This is a genomic window from Meiothermus ruber DSM 1279 (assembly GCF_000024425.1).
Classification (GTDB): Bacteria; Deinococcota; Deinococci; order Deinococcales; family Thermaceae; genus Meiothermus; species Meiothermus ruber.
Window position 1 is genome coordinate 2,887,230 of the sequence record NC_013946.1, and the last position, 18,687, is coordinate 2,905,916.

The 18,687-nt window shown below is 62.6% G+C and carries 23 protein-coding genes; 20 read left to right on the plus strand and 3 right to left on the minus strand.

Translation table 11 applies throughout. The annotated features are described in order from the left end of the window. Positions 1-74 precede the first annotated feature (74 nt). From MRUB_RS14300 to MRUB_RS14310, 3 genes are read left to right on the plus strand one after another with little or no spacing between them, the layout of a single operon-like run. On the plus strand, positions 75-878 hold the full coding sequence (locus tag MRUB_RS14300; protein WP_013015088.1) for an NUDIX hydrolase: 804 nt from the start codon (positions 75-77) through the stop codon (positions 876-878). Beyond that, positions 875-1,903, plus strand: coding sequence for a bifunctional nicotinamide-nucleotide adenylyltransferase/Nudix hydroxylase (locus MRUB_RS14305; protein WP_013015089.1), 1,029 nt, complete (start codon positions 875-877; stop codon positions 1,901-1,903). The genes MRUB_RS14300 and MRUB_RS14305 overlap by 4 nt, the downstream gene beginning before the upstream one ends. Then, the gene (locus MRUB_RS14310) at positions 1,900-3,291 is read left to right on the plus strand and encodes a nicotinate phosphoribosyltransferase (protein WP_013015090.1); all 1,392 of its coding nucleotides are present in this window, start codon (positions 1,900-1,902) and stop codon (positions 3,289-3,291) included. The genes MRUB_RS14305 and MRUB_RS14310 overlap by 4 nt, the downstream gene beginning before the upstream one ends. Here the strand turns inward: MRUB_RS14310 and MRUB_RS14315 are convergent. Both MRUB_RS14315 and MRUB_RS14320 read right to left on the minus strand, forming a co-directional pair. Continuing rightward, positions 3,288-4,436 carry a phosphopentomutase gene (locus MRUB_RS14315; protein ID WP_015586648.1) on the minus strand — a complete coding sequence of 383 codons (1,149 nt, stop codon included), beginning with the start codon at positions 4,434-4,436 and terminating at the stop codon, positions 3,288-3,290. The genes MRUB_RS14310 and MRUB_RS14315 overlap by 4 nt on opposite strands. A gap of 64 nt (positions 4,437-4,500) precedes the next feature. Beyond that, positions 4,501-5,421, minus strand: coding sequence for a LysR family transcriptional regulator (locus MRUB_RS14320; RefSeq protein ID WP_013015092.1), 921 nt, complete (start codon positions 5,419-5,421; stop codon positions 4,501-4,503). Between the two features lie 117 nt (positions 5,422-5,538). Here MRUB_RS14320 and MRUB_RS14325 point away from each other — a divergent pair, with 117 nt between their 5' ends. From MRUB_RS14325 to MRUB_RS14355, 7 genes are all read left to right on the plus strand, one after another. Beyond that, a complete protein-coding gene (locus MRUB_RS14325; protein WP_013015093.1) occupies positions 5,539-6,807 on the plus strand; it encodes an NAD(P)/FAD-dependent oxidoreductase in 1,269 nt (422 codons plus the stop codon). 99 nt (positions 6,808-6,906) lie between these two features. Next, a complete protein-coding gene (locus MRUB_RS14330) occupies positions 6,907-8,349 on the plus strand; it encodes an MBL fold metallo-hydrolase (protein ID WP_013015094.1) in 1,443 nt (480 codons plus the stop codon). A gap of 30 nt (positions 8,350-8,379) precedes the next feature. Continuing rightward, positions 8,380-8,688, plus strand: coding sequence for a rhodanese-like domain-containing protein (locus MRUB_RS14335; protein WP_013015095.1), 309 nt, complete (start codon positions 8,380-8,382; stop codon positions 8,686-8,688). Positions 8,689-8,700: 12 nt separating this feature from the next. Next, positions 8,701-9,363, plus strand: a complete 663-nt coding sequence (locus tag MRUB_RS14340; protein ID WP_013015096.1) for a rhodanese-like domain-containing protein — start codon at positions 8,701-8,703, stop codon at positions 9,361-9,363. Continuing rightward, positions 9,360-9,701 carry a rhodanese-like domain-containing protein gene (locus MRUB_RS14345; protein WP_013015097.1) on the plus strand — a complete coding sequence of 114 codons (342 nt, stop codon included), beginning with the start codon at positions 9,360-9,362 and terminating at the stop codon, positions 9,699-9,701. Before MRUB_RS14340 ends, MRUB_RS14345 begins: the two co-directional genes overlap by 4 nt. Continuing rightward, a complete protein-coding gene (locus MRUB_RS14350; RefSeq protein ID WP_013015098.1) occupies positions 9,701-10,051 on the plus strand; it encodes a rhodanese-like domain-containing protein in 351 nt (116 codons plus the stop codon). Before MRUB_RS14345 ends, MRUB_RS14350 begins: the two co-directional genes overlap by 1 nt. Then, complete coding sequence (locus MRUB_RS14355; protein ID WP_013015099.1) at positions 10,042-10,806, plus strand: sulfite exporter TauE/SafE family protein; 765 nt, start codon at positions 10,042-10,044, stop codon at positions 10,804-10,806. The genes MRUB_RS14350 and MRUB_RS14355 overlap by 10 nt, the downstream gene beginning before the upstream one ends. A 16-nt stretch (positions 10,807-10,822) precedes the next feature. Here the strand turns inward: MRUB_RS14355 and MRUB_RS14360 are convergent, their stop codons facing one another. Further along, positions 10,823-11,305, minus strand: a complete 483-nt coding sequence (locus MRUB_RS14360; RefSeq protein WP_013015100.1) for a TlpA family protein disulfide reductase — start codon at positions 11,303-11,305, stop codon at positions 10,823-10,825. Positions 11,306-11,561: 256 nt separating this feature from the next. On the opposite strand from MRUB_RS14360, the gene MRUB_RS14365 reads away from it, so the two are divergent. From MRUB_RS14365 to MRUB_RS14410, 10 genes are read left to right on the plus strand one after another with little or no spacing between them, the layout of a single operon-like run. Continuing rightward, positions 11,562-11,996, plus strand: coding sequence for a thioredoxin family protein (locus MRUB_RS14365; RefSeq protein ID WP_013015101.1), 435 nt, complete (start codon positions 11,562-11,564; stop codon positions 11,994-11,996). After that, on the plus strand, positions 11,989-12,450 hold the full coding sequence (gene soxY, locus MRUB_RS14370) for a thiosulfate oxidation carrier protein SoxY (protein ID WP_013015102.1): 462 nt from the start codon (positions 11,989-11,991) through the stop codon (positions 12,448-12,450). Before MRUB_RS14365 ends, soxY begins: the two co-directional genes overlap by 8 nt. A 12-nt stretch (positions 12,451-12,462) precedes the next feature. Next, complete coding sequence (soxZ, locus tag MRUB_RS14375) at positions 12,463-12,789, plus strand: thiosulfate oxidation carrier complex protein SoxZ (RefSeq protein ID WP_013015103.1); 327 nt, start codon at positions 12,463-12,465, stop codon at positions 12,787-12,789. A 9-nt stretch (positions 12,790-12,798) separates the two neighbouring features. Further along, positions 12,799-13,590 carry a sulfur oxidation c-type cytochrome SoxA gene (gene soxA, locus MRUB_RS14380; RefSeq protein ID WP_013015104.1) on the plus strand — a complete coding sequence of 264 codons (792 nt, stop codon included), beginning with the start codon at positions 12,799-12,801 and terminating at the stop codon, positions 13,588-13,590. A gap of 9 nt (positions 13,591-13,599) precedes the next feature. Further along, positions 13,600-14,175 (plus strand): sulfur oxidation c-type cytochrome SoxX, encoded by a 576-nt coding sequence (gene soxX / locus MRUB_RS14385; RefSeq protein ID WP_013015105.1) that lies wholly within the window; start codon positions 13,600-13,602, stop codon positions 14,173-14,175. 58 nt (positions 14,176-14,233) lie between these two features. Then, positions 14,234-15,940, plus strand: a complete 1,707-nt coding sequence (gene soxB / locus MRUB_RS14390) for a thiosulfohydrolase SoxB (protein WP_013015106.1) — start codon at positions 14,234-14,236, stop codon at positions 15,938-15,940. A gap of 15 nt (positions 15,941-15,955) precedes the next feature. Next, a complete protein-coding gene (soxX, locus tag MRUB_RS14395; RefSeq protein ID WP_013015107.1) occupies positions 15,956-16,519 on the plus strand; it encodes a sulfur oxidation c-type cytochrome SoxX in 564 nt (187 codons plus the stop codon). 4 nt (positions 16,520-16,523) lie between these two features. Next, positions 16,524-17,321, plus strand: coding sequence for a sulfur oxidation c-type cytochrome SoxA (gene soxA, locus MRUB_RS14400; protein WP_013015108.1), 798 nt, complete (start codon positions 16,524-16,526; stop codon positions 17,319-17,321). Positions 17,322-17,332: 11 nt separating this feature from the next. Then, the gene (locus tag MRUB_RS14405) at positions 17,333-17,764 is read left to right on the plus strand and encodes a rhodanese-like domain-containing protein (RefSeq protein WP_013015109.1); all 432 of its coding nucleotides are present in this window, start codon (positions 17,333-17,335) and stop codon (positions 17,762-17,764) included. A 9-nt stretch (positions 17,765-17,773) separates the two neighbouring features. Further along, positions 17,774-18,640 (plus strand): translation initiation factor 2, encoded by an 867-nt coding sequence (locus tag MRUB_RS14410; RefSeq protein WP_013015110.1) that lies wholly within the window; start codon positions 17,774-17,776, stop codon positions 18,638-18,640. The last annotated feature ends 47 nt before the right edge of the window (positions 18,641-18,687 follow it).

Genomic DNA, 18,687 nt, shown 5'->3' on the forward strand with positions numbered 1-18,687 from the left:
TGTACCACTGTAATTGAACTTTTGTCAGAAATAAAGCCAACTATTTACCATTTTGTTGTTTACACTTGACTTATATGCATTTTAGATATATGCTCTTCGCATATAAGCAGGTGGTTCCCTTGATTCAGCGCAACCCAGAAGAGCAGCAATACCTGAGCAGCTACGACCCCAACGCCTTCGACCGGCCATCGGTCACGGTTGATGTGGTCATCCTGACCCTGCGGGAAGGGCATCTGGAAGCCCTGCTGGTCAAGCGCAAGGAGCATCCATACCTCAACTACTGGAGCCTGCCGGGTGGCTTTGTGCAAACCCATGAGTCGCTCGACGAGGCCGCCGCGCGGGTGCTGCGGCAGAAGGCTGGGCTGGAGGGCATGGTGGGTATGGAGCGGGAGAGTCCCCACAAGCACCCGGTTTACCTCGAGCAGCTCTACACCTTTGGCGACCCCAGGCGCGACCCCCGCATGCGCGTGATTAGCGTGGCCTATTACGCCCTGGTCGAAGCCAGCCACATCCGCGAGGTGGGCGAGGAGATCGCGCTGTTCAAGTTGCGCACACCGGAAGGGGCCAGCAGCGTGGAAATTTTTGATGGCAAAAACAAAAAGTACTCCCTGGCCTTCGACCACGCCGAGATACTGGGGGTGGCCCTGCGGCGCATCCGGGGGAAGCTCTCGTACACCCCCATTGGCTTTGAGCTGCTTCCGGAGCGTTTCACCCTGCGCCAGCTCCAGGCCGTGCACGAAACCATCCTGCAGAAAAAGCTCAACAAGGACTCCTTTCGGCGCAAGATGCTGGCCTCGGGGATGCTCGAGGCCACCGGGGAGCTCGAGCGCGGCCTGGGCCGGCCTGCCGAACTCTACCGCTTCCGGAGGGCACCATGAACACCGCCGTCTTTATCGGGCGCTTCCAGCCGCCGCACCTAGCCCACCTCGAGACCATCACCCGGGCCCTGGAGCGCTTCGACCGGCTGATTGTGGTGCTGGGCAGCGCCTACTGCTACCCCAGCGCCAAAAACCCCTTCAGCGCCGAGGTGCGCGAGGCCATGATCCGAGCCTGCCTGGGCGCGGACGCGGCCCGCTTGCAGTTTGTACCCATCGCCGACGACTACTACAACGACCCCCGCTGGTTTCACACGGTACGGACGGCTGTAGAGGTTCTGGCTGGCCCCCAGGCCCGCATCTCTATCACCGGCTACGACAAGGACGAGAGCAGCTACTACCTGCACGGCTTTGGTGACTGGCCCTTTGAGCCCAGCGGCGTGGTGAGCCCCCTCAACGCCACCGACGTGCGCAACAGCTACTTTGGCGACAGCGCCGATTGGAAGGCCATGGTTCCAGAGGCGGTGCGGCAGTATATGGAGCAGTTCGCCGCCACGGCAGAGTTCAAACGCTTGCAGGAGGAATGGAAAACCATTCAACACTACCGCGCGCTCGAGCAGCGCTACCCCTACCCCATCCTGCACGTTGCCACCGACGCTTTTGTGCTGGCGCAAGAACAGGTGCTGCTCGTCGAGCGCAAGGGCGCCCTCGGCAAGGGGGCCTGGGCCCTGCCGGGGGGCTACGTGGAACCCAGGGAAACCCTGCTGGCATCGGCCCTGCGCGAGCTACGCGAGGAAACCGGCCTGGCGCTGCAAGCCCAGCACCTCAAGGCCACCCAGGCCTTCGACTATCCGGGCCGCAGCCTGCGCGGGCGGGTGATTAGCATGGGCCACTTCTTCGACCTGCAAGACACCCCTCCCCCAGCAGTTCGAGGGCAGGACGACGCCGCAAGGGCCTTCTGGCTACCCCTGGCCGGGCTCGAGCGCCACCAGGCCCGCTTCTTTGAGGATCACTACCAGCAGATTTGTTGCTTTTTGGGACTCACCCCGCACAAACCCATAGAGCCCCAAAGAAAGGAGTCCAAGTGAAAACCCTCAACCCCCACAACCTCATCCTCAACACCGACAGCTACAAAGCCAGTCACTTTGCCCAGTTCCCCAAAGGCATGACCTATGCCAGTTGGTACATCGAGAGCCGGGGCGGCGACTCGAATTTTGTGCGTTTCTTTGGCCTACAGGCCTTCTTAATCGAGTACCTCAGCAAAGGGGTCAGCCTGGCCGATGTGGAGGAGGCCCAGGAAGTTTTCCTGGCCCACGGCCTGCCCTTCCCCACAGAAGGCTGGCGCTACATCGCTCAGGACTTAGGAGGGCGGCTGCCGGTGCGCATCCGGGCCGTGCCCGAGGGTAAGGTGGTTCCCGTACACAACCCCCTGGTCATCATCGAGAGCACCGACCCCAAAGTGCCCTGGCTGCCGGGTTGGCTCGAGACCGCGCTGCTGCGGGCGGTCTGGTACCCCACCACGGTCTGCACGGTCTCCTGGGGTATCCGCAACACCATCAAGGAGTACCTGGAGAAAACCGCCGACGACCCCGAGGCCGAGCTGCCCTTCAAGCTGCACGACTTTGGCGCGCGCGGGGTGAGCAGCCTCGAGAGCGCCGGGCTGGGCGGGATGGCCCACCTGGTGAACTTTATGGGCACCGACACCGTCACCGCCCTGATCTACGCCCGCAACTACTACGGGGCCGAGATGGCCGGCTACAGCATCCCGGCCATGGAGCACAGCACCGTGACCAGCTTTGGCCGCACCGGCGAGGCCCAGGCCTACCGCCAGATGCTCGAGACCTTTGCCAAGCCGGGGGCCCTGATGGCCATGGTGATTGATTCGTACAACCGCGAGCACGCCGTGGGCCAGATTATCGGCGAAGAACTGCGCGAGCTCATCCAGCAGTCGGGGGCCACCGTGGTCATCCGGCCCGACTCGGGCGACCCGCCCTTCGTGGTGCTGCGCACCGTGCAGACCCTCGAGGCCAAATTTGGCGCCACCCTCAACCGCAAGGGCTACAAGGTGCTGAACGGGGTGCGGGTCATCCAGGGCGATGGGGTGAACGCCGACTCCATCCGCAAGGTGCTGTTTTTGCTCGAGCAGTGGGGCTACAGCGCCTCCAACGTGGCCTTCGGCATGGGCGGGGCCCTCTTGCAGCACCCCCACCGCGATACCCAGAAGTTCGCCCAGAAGCTGCACCTGGTCACGGTGAACGGCGAGACCTACGGGGTGGGCAAGAGCCCGGTGGACGACCCCGGCAAACTCTCCAAGAAGGGCCGTCTGGACGTTATCCAGGACGAGCGCGGCATCCGCACGGTGGAGCTGCCGCTGGAGGCCGCCCAGCCGCACCCCCAGAGCATCCTGCAAACCGTATTCGAGAACGGGTCGATTACCCGGCGCTACACCTGGGAAGAGGTGCGCAACAACGCTTAGAACACAGCGGTTCCGGGCCCCGCCCAGCTCAGACCGAAAGCCTGGGCCCAGCTCGCGGCCAGATCGGCAAAGGTGGTGCGGGTGCCCAGATCCCGCCCGGCCATCCCCGGCCCCGCTGCCAGCAGCATCCCATATTCGCGGGTATGGTCGGTGCCGCGGTAGGTGGGGTCGTTGCCGTGGTCGGAGACGATAAAGAGGTAGTCGTCCGGGCCGAGGGCGGCCAGCAGTTCGGGTAACCGGGCATCGAATTCTACGAGCGCCTGGGCGTAGCCCTCCGGGTTCCGCCGATGGCCGTACCTGGCGTCGAAGTCAACCAGATTGGTGAAGATAAGGCCGGAGAAGCCCTGGCGCATGAGTTCCAGGGTGCGCTCGAGGCCCTCGAGGTTGCTGCCCGACTTGACCTCGCGGGTAAAGCCCCGGTGGGCGTAGATATCGGGAATCTTGCCCACCCCCACCACCTCCAGCCCCGCAGCTTTTATCTCGTCCAGCACGTTGTGGGGGGGCTCGAGGGCAAAGTCTTTGCGCAGATCCTCGCGCCGGTAGTACTGGCCGGGCTCGCCCTCGAAGGGGCGGGCGATCACCCGGGCGCAGGCCAGCGGCCCCACCAGCATTGCCCGCGCGACCCGGCACCAGTCGTAGAGGGTCTCGAGGGGAACCTTGCCGATGTGGGCCGCCACCTGAAAGACCGAGTCGGCCGAGGTGTACACGATGGGAAAGCCGGTGCGCAGGTGCTCGTCGCCGTAGTCGCGGATGGCCTCGGTGCCCGAGTAAGGCTGGTTGAGCAGATACCCCTCCACCCCAATGCGCCGGCAGTACTCGGCCAGAAAATCCTGTGGAAAACCCTGTGGAAAAACCTGGAAAGGGTGCTCGAGATGGATGCCCACAAACTCCCAGTGGCCGGTGGAGGTATCCTTGCCGGGGTTGACCTCCCGCATCCGGCCAAAGGCCCCCTGGGGGGAGGCCACCCTGGGCAGGGTGTGCACCCCCGGTACGCGGCCCAGCCCCAGCGCGGCCAGGTGGGGTAGCTCTATCCCGGTCTTGAGCACGGTGTGGTCGAGGGTATCGGCCCCTTCATCGCCAAACTGCGCGGCATCGGGCAGGTAGCCCAGGCCCACCGAATCCAGCACGATGGTGGTAATCTTCATGTCCACCAGCATACCGGACACCGGTGGGCTGGCTTTGCATCCCCCTACTACAGAGCCTGGAGCACTAAGCACCCACCAGATCACGGGCTGTGCCCAGAGAACGCCACAGCAGCCCCAGCAGTTCGCGGGTGGCAAAGTCCACCGAGGAATCGGGGTAGGAGACCCAGTGCACCCCCAGGGAAAAACCCGCGTCTTCGATGAATAAAAGCCGTAACAAACCGGCCTTTTGCTCGGGTTCCACAAACGAGCGGCTGGCCAGCCCCACCCCCAGCCCGGCGGCGGCCGCGGCCTTGACCCCATACAGGCTGCCGCACTCCAGAAGACGCGCTGGCACAATGCCGTGGCGTTCCAGAAACTGCTCGAGCCGCAGGCGCAGGCGCGAGTTGCGCTGAGGAACCAGCAGGGTCATGCCCTCGAGCTGGCCCAGCGCCACCCCCCCCAGCCGAGCCCAAGGGTGGGAAGGGGCCACCACCAGCACCATCTCGTCGCTGGTCAGCCGCCGGGCCAGCAGCGGCTCGGGCAGGGCATCGGTTCCGCCCAGCACCAGCGCCGCATCCAGGTCGCGCTGGTACACCTGCTCGATGAGCTCGAGCGTGGTGCCGTTTTTCAGTTGCAGCTCGCAACGGCCCTGCTGGGTCTCGGCCCAGCTTAATAGCGAGGCCAGGTAGCGCGGAATCAGGCTCCAGGCCAGGCCCACCTCGAGGCTGGGAATGCGCTGGTGCCGCCTTTCCTCGATAAAGCGGGTGGCCTGGGCCAGGCTGCGGCTGACCGCACAGGCGTAGGGCAGCAGGGCTTTGCCGGCTTCGGTGAGGGTGATACCCTGAGGGGTACGTTCGTAGAGGGGTTGACGGACGGCGTCCTCGAGGGCCTTGAGGGTTTTGCTCACCGCAGGCTGGCTCAGGTGCAAAACCTCGGCGGCGCGGCTCAGGCTGCGCAACTCGGCCACCACGCAAAATACCACCAAGTACCGAGGATTCAAACGCATGTGCTATACCCCAAGGTTCATAGATAGTATAACTAAATTTCATTTGTCATAACTGCAAGTTATCACTACCGTTAACCGTTAATGGAAAAGGTAAACGCCTAACAGGGAGGTTGCACAATGGTTGAAACCCGGGAACAGCCTTTTTTTGTTCATTCCAGGAATAGATTACACCATAAAATCCTGATCATCGGAGGGGGCACGGCCGGATTAACCGTGGCAGCACAGCTTCGCCGCAAAGGGGAGTCGGACATCGCGGTTATCGAACCCTCGAGCCGGCATTACTACCAGGCCGCCTGGACGCTGGTTGGAGCCGGTACCTACAACCCCGACGCCACGGTTCGAGACGAGGAAACCCTGATACCCAAGGGCGTGAAATGGATTCAGGATTATGCCGAGGAAATAGACCCCTACCAGCGAACTGTCACCACGAGAAGCAACCAGCAAATCGGCTACGACTTCCTGGTTGTAGCATCGGGCATTCAGCTCGACTGGCATAAGATAGCTGGACTGGAAGAAACCCTAGGCCAAAACAGCGTTAGCAGCAACTACCGCTTCGACCTGGCACCCAAAACCTGGTCATTTTTACAGCAATTTAGGGGTGGTACTGCGCTGTTTACCGCTCCCAGCACCCCAGTCAAGTGTGGCGGAGCGCCACAAAAAGTTATGTACTTAACCGCCGACTATGTGCGGCGCAAAGGACTGGCCGGGGGTACCCAGGTGATTTTTGGTTCTGCTGGCACCACCATTTTTGCTGTGCCAGAGGTCAAATCAGTTCTGGACAAAGTAGTCGAACGTTACAGCATTCAAACACAGTTCCACCACGAACTCGTAGCAGTAGATGGCTCCAAAAAAGAAGCCACCTTCGAGTACACCCTCAACCATCCCCAGGTCAAGGCCAATCCGGGCGCTCCCAGACCCAGGGTCACCATCCCATTTGATTTTTTACATGTGGTTCCTCCACAAAGTGCGCCCGACTTCATCAAGCAAAGCCCCTTGGCGGATCCCAGCACACCCTTGGGATGGGTTGAGGTAGACAAGCATACGCTTCAGCACGTGCGTTTTCCCAACGTGTTTAGCCTGGGCGATTCCAGTAATCTGCCCACCTCCAAGACCGGCGCCGCGGTGCGTAAGCAAGCGCCGGTGCTGGTGGAAAACCTACTACAGGCAATCAGGGGTCAAAACCCCAAGGCTAAGTACGACGGTTATACTTCCTGCCCACTCGTAACGGCCTATGGCAAGATGTTTTTAGCCGAGTTCCTCTACGACAACCGCTGGCACCCCACCCTACCCATCAACACCCAAAAGGAACGCTACGACATGTGGTTGCTCAAGAAGCACGTGCTACCAGTCATGTACTGGCAGTTCATGCTGAAAGGCCTGGCATGAGACTTTTGTGTCTTCAGGGGGGCAGCACCTTAATATCCCCCATGGGTATTTGACAAAATACCCCCTGGGGATATATCCTGGCGGTCAGGAGGTTGGCGAATGCTCTTCAAACACATCTACGAGGAAGGACTCGCACAGGGCAGCTACTTTATCGGCTGTCAATCGCAGGGCACCGCTATCGTAGTAGACCCCCGGCGCGACATCCAGGTCTACCTGGACGAGGCCCAGAAGAACGGCATGAAGATTGTGGCCGTGGCCGAGACCCACATCCACGCCGACTACCTCTCGGGCGCCCGCGAGCTGGCCAAAGCCACCGGGGCCCGGCTCTACCTGAGCGATGAGGGCGACGAAAACTGGAAGTACAGGGGCCTCGAGGGTTTCGACTACCAGCTCGTGCGGGATGGTGACCAGATCCGGCTGGGCAACATCACCCTCACGGTGGTGCACACCCCCGGCCACACCCCCGAGCACATCAGCTTTCTGGTGCAGGACGGGGCCGCCGCCAGCGAGCCCGGCTTCTTCCTGACCGGCGACTTTGTGTTTGTGGGGGATATTGGCCGTCCCGACCTGCTGGAAGAGGCCGCCGGCCTCCTAGGCACCGCCGAACCCGGCGCCCGGCGCATGTTCAGAAGCCTGAAGGAAAAATTCCTCACCCTGCCCGACTATGTACAGGTCTGGCCGGGCCACGGCGCGGGTAGCGCCTGCGGGAAGGGTCTGGGGGCTGTTGCTAGCACCACGGTGGGCTATGAGCGCCGCTTTGCCTGGTGGGCCGACTACCTGCGCACGGGCGACGAGGAAGGCTTTGTGAAGGCCCTGCTCTCGGGCCAGCCCGAAGCCCCTTACTACTTTGCTCAGATGAAGCGGCTCAACCGCGACGGGATGCCCATCCTGGGCGACCTGTCCATACCCCACCAGCTCACCCCCGAGCAGTTCCAGCAGAAGTTGAGCGAAGGAGCCTTGCTGGTGGATACCCGTGACAAGCTGGCCTTCGCCGGAGGGCACCTGAAGGGGGCCATCAACATCCCGGCGGGCAAGAACTTCAGCACCTGGGCGGGCTGGCTGCTGCCTTACGACCGCGACCTGGTGCTGCTGGCCAGCCCTGAACGGGTGGGCGAGCTGGTCAAGCAGCTCATTCGCATCGGGCTGGATCGGGTGGTGGGGTATATTCCGGGCCTCGAGGGCTACGCACAGGGTGAGCTCGAGACCGTTCCTCAGGTCACCGCAGCCCAGGCCAAAGCCCTGTGGGAAAAGGGCGAGGCCACCATTCTGGACGTGCGCGGGGCCGACGAGTACCTGGCCGGCCACATCCCTGGGGCCCAGAACATCCACGCCGGGCGGGTGATGAACAACCTGAACCGCATCCCCAAGGACAAGCCGGTGGTGGTGCACTGCCTGGGTGGCGACCGTTCGTCCACGGCCATTAGCGCACTGATGGGCGCGGGCTTTAGCAACCTGGTCAACCTCACCGGCGGCATCCGGGCCTGGCAGCAGGAGGGCTTCCCCATTGAGAAAGGCCCTTCCCGTGAGATGGTAAATGCCTAGTCGAGTCTGACCCTGTATACCACAAGCACCATGAACCTTTCCGTCCAAGCCGCTTACCATATGCTAGAACGCTTTCAGGTGGTAGATGTCCGCGAGCCCGAGGAGTGGGCCGATGGTCTTCTGCCGGGGGCTTTGCGCCTGCCCCTGTCCAGGCTTCAGGCCCTGGCCCCTCTGTACCTCGAGCGCGAACGGCCCGTGCTTTTGTACTGCCGCAGCGGCAACCGCTCACAAGAAGCCCTCAAAACCCTGAAAAACCTGGGCCACCCCAAGGTCTGGCACCTCGAGGGCGGCCTCAAAGCCTGGTGCGAGGCCGGCATCCCCTGCACAAGCCCTGTATAACAGGAGGAACCCATGCTCACCGTTCCATACAAAGACATCAGCCCGCAAGAAGCCCGTAAACTGCAAGAAGAAAAGGCCCTGTTTATAGACGTGCGCGAACCCGAGGAGTTTGCCCAGGTGCGCATCGAGGGGGCCCAACTGATTCCGCTGTCCGAGTTCGGCGGGCGCTTTAGCGAGATTCCCAAGAACCAGCCGGTGGTGCTGTACTGCCGCAGCGGCAACCGCAGCGCCCAGGCCGCGGCCTGGCTCTCGGCCAAGGGCTACTCGAACCTGCTTAACCTCGATGGGGGCCTCATGGCCTGGTACCAGGCCGGGCTGCCGCTGGACACAACGCCCCTCGAGGTCACCTACCAGGACACCGCCTTTACCGAACTCACCCCCCACGAGGCCCAGCAGTGGATCCGAGAAGGGGCCTATGTGGTGGATGTGCGCGAACCCTACGAGTACGCCATGGGCCACGTACCCGGCGCGGTCAATATCCCGCTGGGGCGCTTTGTGAGCGAGGTGGGCAAGCTGCCCAAAGACCGCAAGCTGGTGGTGGTCTGCGCCTCCGGGGGCCGTTCGTCGCAGGCCTCGGAGTACCTGGTGGGCCACGGCTTTGCCAAGGAAAACGTGGGCAACCTCGAGGGCGGCACCTACGGCTGGATGAGCGCAGGCTTTGAGGTGGAGCGTTGATCGGCTGGCTTAAAAACCTATTGGGTGGCGGGGCGGCAGTGGGCCGCCTCAGCCCAGTTGAGGCCCACGAAAAAGCCAAGGCCGGTGCCATTATTCTGGATGTCCGTACCCCTCTGGAGCGCCAGGAGGGCCGAATCCCCGGCTCGCAGGCCCTGCCGCTCGATCGGCTGGCTCTCGAATGGGAGAAGCTGCCCAGGGACAAAGAGATTATCTGCCAGTGCCGAAGCGGCGCACGCAGCGCTCAGGCTGCGCGGTTTCTGGCCGCCAAGGGCTACAAAGCTTACAACCTGGTAGGCGGCATAGAAGCCTGGAAGCGGCACAAACTCCCGGTGAAGTGATGCAGGACGTCTTTCCCAACGAGCTTTCTCTCTGGCAAAAGCGCGGGGCTGTGCTCCTGGACGTGCGGTCGCCAGAAGAGTTCGCCAGCGGGCATATTCCGGGTTCGCGCAACCTTCCCCTGGAGCAGCTTCTGGAGGCGCTGGATACCCTGAAAAGCCCCGTCGTGACCATCTGTGCTACGGGCAGCCGGGCCGGACTGGCCGCCGAGGTGCTGGGGTACGAGGGCCTCGAGGTGGGGAAGCTGGTGGGGGGTATCCAGGGCTACGCGGCCCAGGGCTACCCGCTCGAGCGCACCGCAACCCAGGTGGCCGAGGTACCGTTCAAACCCGAGGAGGCCCCATGCTCCTAGCCTGGATGGGTGCAATCCTGATTGGCCTGGCCCTGGGCATGCTGGGCTCGGGCGGCTCCATCCTCACAGTGCCCATCCTGGTCTACCTGGTGGGAGAGCCCGACAAACTGGCCATCGCCGAGTCGCTGGCCATCGTGGGCCTGATCGCCCTGGTGGGGGCCATACCCTACGCCCTCAAGGCCCAGATAGACTGGCGCAACGTGCTCTTTTTTGGCCTGCCGGGCATGGCCGGCACCTACCTGGGGGCCTACTTTTCCAGATGGGTGCCGGGGGTCTGGCAACTGGGGCTGTTTGCAGTGGTAATGCTGCTGGCCGCCTACATGATGTTCCGCCCTCCCAGGCTCGAGGCCCCCACACAAAAACGCTCTTACCTAAAAATCGTCCTGGATGGCCTGGTAGTGGGCATCCTCACCGGCCTGGTAGGGGTGGGTGGAGGGTTTTTAATTGTCCCGGCCCTGGTCTTGCTGGGCGGGCTGCCCATGCACCTGGCCGTGGGCACCAGCCTGCTGATTGTAGCCATGAAATCGGGCAGTGGGTTCTACAAATACCTGCACCTGCTACCCGAGCAGGGCTACACCGTGCACTGGGATATCGTGCTGATCTTCGCGGCGCTGGGCATCGTGGGCAGCCTGTTTGGGGGCCGTCTGGCCGCCTCACTCCCCCAGCCCACCCTGCGGCGCGGCTTTGCCGGGTTTTTGGTGGTGATGGGGGTTTTCATCCTGTGGCAGAACCTGCCCAGGGTGCTGCATGGGTAGGCACCGGCGCTCGAGCTTACTCTGGATAACCAGCCAGGGCCAGGTCGTCCTTGAGGGACTCCACATCCACCCGGCCCGCATAAAGGTTCACCACCTTGCCCTCGCCGTCGAGCACAAAGGTCCAGGGATGGCCCAGTACTTTGTAGCGGTTGGCTACGGCCACCGGGTTATCGCCGCCCGGCTGGGCTAAAAGCGGGAGGAACCGGGGGTAGTTTTTCATATAGTCCCGCACCACCTGTTCGGTGTCGCGGGGCTCACGACTAATCACCACAAAAGGCACCTGGTATTCCTGTGCAAGCTGGTGCAGCCTGGGGAACTCAGCCCGGCAGATGGGGCACCAGCTGGCCCAGAAGGTAATCACCATCGGCTTACCCTTGAAGCTGCCCAGGGTATAGACCTTGCCGGATAAATCGCGCAGCCGGAAGTCGGGCGCGCTCTGCCCCGGCGATACGGCCAAGCCTACCGCGAACAAAGTTAGAACTGCCAGCCAGCGTTTCATGCTTCCTCCCGTCCCGATACCTGCAGAGGGTATATTAAACAGCAACCATCCAGCCTGGCACAAGGGGCCTGTTCACACACTTTCGAATCGCAGCCACAACCCCTACCCAAAAAGTAATGAAAGCCATATCTCCAAGCTATAGCCTGTACAATAATGCGTACCAACCACATTAGATATCCAGATCCAGCCGCGTGGATGTGTTGACGGTGATACCCCCAGGTAGTATTAATAGGTAATCGAAAACCTTCGGTACGCTATGCGGTACATACTGTTCACAGCAATAGGGATTTTCATGGCGGTGCACGCCCAGGGGGTGGACTTCAACCGCTGGTATCCCTACACCCAGGCCAGCCAGTATGCCCAATCGCATGGGCGCATTTTGATGGTTTATTTCTGGGGTGAGGCCTGCCCGTACTGTGACCAGATGAACACCCATGTGTTGTCTGACCCGCGGGTCTCGAGCATCCTCGAGCACCGCTTTGTGGTCGCCAGCGTGGACAGCCATAGCCCCGAGGGCCGGGCCCTGAGCGCGCAGATGCGGGCGTTTGGCACCCCCAGTTTTGTCTTCTTCGTACCCCAGGGGGGTACGTTGAAAGAGGCGGGCCGGCTATTTGGTAGCCGCACCCGTGCGCAGTTTCTGAGTGAACTGCAGCAGATCTGTACAAAAGTTGGAGGTGAAGGTTGTGGATAGAAGAACATTCCTAAAAGCATCGGCGGGGGCTGTGGCCGGAACCGTCCTGGCTAACCAGCTCACCTCGGCGCTGGCCCAGGGGGGCCTCGAGGGCGAGGACATCGCCAACCTCGAGAAGGGCTTGCAACAGGTTCTGGGTAAAAGCTTCAAAGACCTGACCCCTTCGCAGCAGGTCAAGCTCGTAGCCCCCACCATCGCCGAGTCGGGCGCCAACGTACCGGTGGAGATCGAGGCCAGCCTGCCCGCCGATCAGGTCAAGGCCATTCACTGTTTCAGCGACAAAAACGCCAACCCCCTGCTCTTCACGGTTGTTCTCAACGGGGTACTGCCCTACTACGCCACCCGCGTACGGGTCGCCGAGACCGCCCCGGTGCGGGCCGTGGTTGAGACCAAAGATGGCAGGTTGCTGATGGCCTCGCAGTCGGTACGGGTCACGGTAGGCGGTTGCGGTTAAGGAGGTCAGGTCATGCCGATTAACATTCTGGTTCGCTTCAATCCAGCCAAACCCAAAGCGGGCGAAGACGTTCGTGTACAGATTGTCGTACAGCACCCCATGGAGCCCGGTACCCGCCGGGATGCCAGCGGAAAGCTGATCCCCGCTGACCACATCAACGAGGTGAACGTGACCATGGACGGGCAGCTCATCGCCCAGGTCAAGCCAGGCCCTGGCACCAGCGCCAACCCCCTGTTCGCCTTCAAGATGAAGGCTAGCAAAGCCGGCCAGCTCAAGGTCACCTGTAAAGACCTGAACGGCCAGACCGGCGAAAAAACCGCGGACCTCACCCTGGCCTAGGAGGTTCGGATGGGTCGCTTCTGGCGCTTGGTAGGGGCGGTTGTTCTAGCCCTTTTTAGCCTGATGGTGCTGGCCCAGGAAGAAGACGATCCGGCCAAGGAGGCCGAGAAGCAGAAGCAGCAGCTTCTGGAGCAGAGCGGGGGGATTCTTCCCAGCGACCTGTATGTGGAGCAGGGTGAGCAGCTCTTCAAAGCCAAGCGCGGCCCCAAAAACGCCTCCCTCGAGGCCTGCGACTTTGGCCGGGGGCCGGGCAGGCTCGAGGGGGTGGTGGGGCGACTGCCCCGCTACTTCTTCGATACCCGGCGGGTGGAAGACCTCGACTCGCGCATCCGCACCTGCATGATTCGCCTGCAGGGCTTCAAACCGGAGGAGATCAAGCGCAGCGATGTGGTAGCGATCGCGTTTTACCTGGCCTCGCTCTCCAACGAGCAGCCGGTCGTGGTACGCCCCTTGCTGCCTCAGGAGAAAAAACTCTACGAGCTGGGCGAGCGGCTCTTTTATCTGCGGGCCGGCCCACGCGATATGGGCTGTGCAACCTGCCACGTGACCTACGTGGGCAGGCGGGCCGGGGTGCTCCCCTACTCCGATATCCTGAAGGATAAGCGCGCCGCCAGCCACTGGCCTGCCTTCCGCTACTCCAACGACCAGGCCTGGACCATGGCCGACCGCATCCGGGCTTGCTACGCCAACCTGGGCATGCCTGCGCCCGACTTCTACTCCGAGCCCATCATCGCCCTGACCCTGTTTATGAATGTGCAGGCCAACGGGGCCCGGATGGACTTGCCCGGTTTCATACGCTAGGAGGGTTCTGTGCGGCGAATCTATCTGCTTATACCCCTGGTGCTCCTGGGTCTGGCGCTCGGGCAGACCGGCCCGTCTTACATCGACGCCGAACTTCAGCGGTTGATTCAGGCAGGGGGTCAGAACTACTCCAACATCCTGCTCAAACAGGCCCCCGACCAGGCCCTGTGCTCCATCCACCGCAACAAGCTGCCCGCCGAGGTGCTGGGCCCCTTTATTGAGGCCCAGCGCCAAACTATCAAATACCCCGCCGACGGCAAGCTGATGGGGGACTGGAGGCAGGGCGATGCCATCTTCAACACCCTGGCCCGCGGCAACTGTTTCTCCTGCCACGTGGGCTCTCCCCGCAACATCGGGGGCAACGTGGGGCCCAGCCTGGAGAAGTACGGCCAGCGCGGCACCTCGGAGGCAGTGCAGAAGTACACCTACGAGGTGATCTACAACGTCTGGGCCTACTTCCCCTGCACGGTGATGTACCGCTTCGGGCACGGCGGCCTGCTCAAGCCGGAGGAGATCGCCCATGTGGTGGCCTACCTGCTCGACCCGGCTTCGGACTTCAACACCAAACCGGCGCTGAAGCGCTAACGTTTTTCAAACTTCAACACGTTCCCCAGCGGGCCTGGGCCTGGGGAAAGGAGGTTTTGTGACCCGACGCGAACTGGTACAACTCATGCTGGCCCTGGGTATCACCTCCCCCAAAGCCTTCGCCCAGGCCATGGATCGCCCCGAGGCCCTTTACGATCTACCACCTTTTGGCAACGTCACGCTGCTTTTCAATACCGATCTGCACGGGCAGCTACGGCCCCATTACTTCATGGAGCCGCCCAACCTGCTGGCGGCCAAACCCCTGGAAGGCAGGCCTGGTTACCTTACCGGCGAGGCCTTTTTACGCTACTACGGCATCCGGCGGGGCAGCCTCGAGGCCTACACCTTCGCCTCGGTGGACTTTACCGCCCTGGCCCAACGCTTCGGGCCGATGGGGGGTGGGGCCTATATCGGGGCCCTGATCCAGCAGCAAAAAGCGCTGGCGGGTGAAAAACGCACCCTGGTACTGGATGGTGGGGATACCTGGACCAACTCCGGTATCTCGCTTCTGACCAGGGGGCAGGTCATGGTGGACTGGATGAACCGGGTGGGCTTCGACCACATGGTCTTCCACTGGGAGTACACCCTGGGGCGTGCGCGCGTAGAGGAGCTGGTGCAGGCCCTGAAGGCTAAAATCATCAGCTTCAACATCGTGGACGACCTGTTTGGCGACCCCATCTACGAGCCCTACGCCATCCACGAGATCGGCGGCTACACCCTGGGCCTGATTGGTTCAACCTTCCCCTATGTGAAGGTCTCGCACCCCGAGGAGTTCTCCGAGGGGCTCTCCTTTGGCATCCGGGAAAACGAGCTGCAGAAGTATGTGGACGAGCTGCGGGGCAAGGGTGTGGACGCGGTGGTGATGCTTTCCCACAACGGCGTACCGCTGGATCTGGCCCTGGCCGGGCGCATCAAGGGCCTGGATCTGATTCTGACCGGCCACACCCACGACTTTACCCCCAGGCCCATCCGGGTGGGCAACACCTGGCTGGTGGCCGGGGGCTCGGCGGGCAAGGCTGTGGTGCGGGTAGACCTGCAGATGAAAAAAGGAGGGATTGCCGATATACGGGCCAAAACCCTGCCGGTCGCTACCCACCTGATCAAGCCCGACCCCGGGCTCGAGGCCTTCATCCGCGAGGCCTACGCCCCCCACCTGGACTACCTCGACCAGGTGCTGGGCACCACCGAAACCCTGCTGTACAAGCGCGACTCCACCTACTCCACCCTGGACGAGCTGGCCGGACGGGCGGTTCGGGCCGCCTACCCCGAGGTGGAGGTAGCTTTCAGCACCGGCACCCGCTGGGGTACGGCCATCCTGCCGGGCCAGCCCATCACCATGGATAAAATCCTGGCCTTCACCGGCTTTACCTACCCCGAGGTCTACGTGTTCAAACTCAAGGGCGAGCGCCTGCAGGCCGTGCTCGAGGATGTCGCAGCCAACACCTTCAACCCCGATCCCTTCTACCAGCAGGGCGGCGACATGAGCCGGGTCTTTGGGCTTACCTACGAGCTGGTGGTAAACGCCCCCACCGGCCAGCGCATCCGCAACGTAGCCATCCAGGGCCGCCGACTCGACCCCAACCGGGAGTACACCCTGGCCTCCTTTGGGGGGCGCCTCCAGCGCAGCGGCACCCTGGTGGAAAAATACACCCCCCGCCCCATCTACGACCTGATTGCCGAGTACCTCAAGCAGGTCAAGACCGTTAACATCCCCCCGCGCCCCAGCATGCGGGTGCTGGATCAGCGCTATGTATTACCCGGATAACCAGGAGGAGCAGTTGTGAAAAAAAGATACACACTAGGACTTTTAGCCGTGCTGCTGGCCGGTCTCACCCTGTCGCAACCCAGCCCCTTTCAACAGCGGGTGCAGCAGGCCATCCAGAACGGCGGCAGTAAGTTTGCTGAGACCATGAAGCAAGACCCCGACCAGGCCCTGTGCTCGCAGTACCGCGACAAACTGCCCCCAGAGCTGGTAGGGGCCTTCCTCGAGCGCCAGCGGGCCCTGATTAAGTACCCCGCCGACGGCAAGCTGATGGGGGACTGGAAGCAGGGCGAGGCCCTTTTCACCAACCCCCGCAAAGGCAACTGCTACGCCTGCCACACCGGCGACCCCAGGGAGGCAGGGGCCGGGCGGATGGGGCCAGGGCTGGTGAACTATGGCCAGCGCGGCACCAGCGAGGCGGTGGTCAAGTACACCTACGACAAGATTTACAACGCCTGGGCCACCATGCCCTGCTCGCTGATGTACCGGGCCGGCTACCACGGCATCCTGACCCCGGAGGAAACCGCCCACGTGACCGCCTTCCTGCTCGACCCGGCCTCGCCGGTCAATGCCAAGAGGTGATGCCATGCGCAACCGCAGCCTGTGGATTGGATTTTTGTTGGCGCTGGGCCTGGGCCTGAGCATCGCCCTCACCCAGCAGCAAGAAGTGGATCCCTACAAGGAAGCCGAGCGGCAGCGGGAGCTGTTCCGCCAGACCGCCGGCATCCTGCCCGGCGAGCTGTACGCCGCCCAGGGCGAAGAACTCTTTACCCAGAAACGCGGCCCCAAGAACGCCAGCCTCGAGGCCTGCGACTTTGGCCTGGGGCCGGGGAAGCTCGAGGGCGCCCTGACCCAGCTCCCCCGCTACTTTGCCGATACCCGGCGGGTGGAGGATCTCGAGACCCGCATCGTGAGCTGCATGGTGCGCCTCCAGGGCTTCAAGCCCGAAGAAATCAAACGCGATGAGGTGAAGGCCCTCACCGCCTACGTGGCCTCCAAATCCAGCGAGATGCCCATCAATGTGGTGCCCAAAACCTCCCAGGAGATCGCTATGTACAACCTGGGCCGCGAGCTGTGGTACCACCGGGCCGGTAACCGCGACATGAACTGCGCCATCTGCCACGATGCCTACGCTGGGGGCAAGGTGCGGCTCTCACCGGTGCGCAGCCCGCGCCAGGGCCTATCCAACGAGTGGCCGGCCTACCGCTTCGAGGCCGACAAACTCTACACCCTGCAAGACCGCATCGCCTTCTGCTACGAATCCATCGGGATCGCCCCACCCGAGTTCTACTCCGAGCCCTACATCGCGCTTTCCATCTACATGCTGGCCGAGGCCACCAAGGGCAAGCACAAGTTCACCGAGCTACCGGGGTTCACCCGCTGAAGGAGGCATCTATGCGGAAGGGTTGGATACTGCTGGTGCTGCTGGGTGGTCTGGGCCTGGCCCAGGAGATGAGCCCGGCCTCACTGCAGGAGATGGGCAACTTTATCAAGAAAACAAACCCCGCCAGCTACCTGCTCTACGCCGCCGAGGCCAAGGACTTTGTGGAGGTCTTCGAGCCTTTTATCCTGGACGTTCGCACCGCCGAGGAGCGCTCGAGGGGCTTCTTGCCCGGCTCGGTGCACATCCACATCAGCCAGCTACCCGACCGCCTGGGCGAGCTGCCCAAAGACAAAGACAAGCCCATCCTGGTCTATTGCGGCACCGGGCACGTCAGTGCGGTGGCGGCGGCCTATTTGCGGGCCCTGGGCTACCGCGAAGTTAAGAACCTGAATGGGGGTTTTCGGGCCTGGCTCGAGCTGGGCCTGCCGGTACAGAGACCCTAAAGGAGAGCTATGAAGATCAAGTGGACGCTGTGGTTGGGTTTTGTTCTTTCGCTGTCGGTTCTAGCCCAGTCGCTGGAAACCACCCTGCGCGGGGTTAGCGTGGCCGAGGCCCAGGCCCGGGTCGAGGCCGCTGTCCAGGCCCAGGGGCTTAAGGTGGCCCGCACCCTGAACCTGGGTGGACAGGTCAAAAACTTCAAAGCCGACTTCCCCGACTACCTGCTGATGGTGCTCGAGCCCGAGGCCGGGGTGCTGGCCGCGGTGCAGGAAAACGTCATGACCGCCATCATCCTGCCCCCCACCATCTACCTGCACGCCGCCCAGCCTGGGGTGGTGACGGTGGGCACCTTCGACCCCGATCTGATGTTCGGTATGCTGGGGGTCAAGAACACCAAGAGCCGCCTCTTGGGGGCCAGGCTCAAAGCGGTGATTGCCAGCCTGGGACTGCCCCGTAAAGTGGCGCCGGCCATGATGCCTGATCCCAGCTCCGGGATGATGCCAGCCATGATGTACCGGGTTGAAGGGGGCAACGTGGATGAACTCACCCTCCTGATCGAAAGCGAGCTGGGCAACAATGGCCTCAACGTGCTGCCCTCGGTCAGGATGGGTGAGGTGGTGGGCATCCAGCCCTGCAAGAGCGAGTGGGCCTACCAGATGTTCATGACCCAGCCCGCGGGCGGTTTTGCCGCGCCGTGCCGCTTCTTTGTAGCACCCATACCTGGCGGTGTACTGGTCGGGGCCATCGAACCCATGCTGATGGGCATCATGCCAGGCGTGGCCCAGAACCAGGCCACCATGGGCATGCTCCAGGAGGCCCGGCGGGTGATGAGCCAGATCCTGGAGGGGGTGGGCGGCCAGCCCTATCGCCCTGGGCAATAGGTGTTATAACCCGTTGTTATGGCTTTCGTGGGCTTGGATAGAATCTG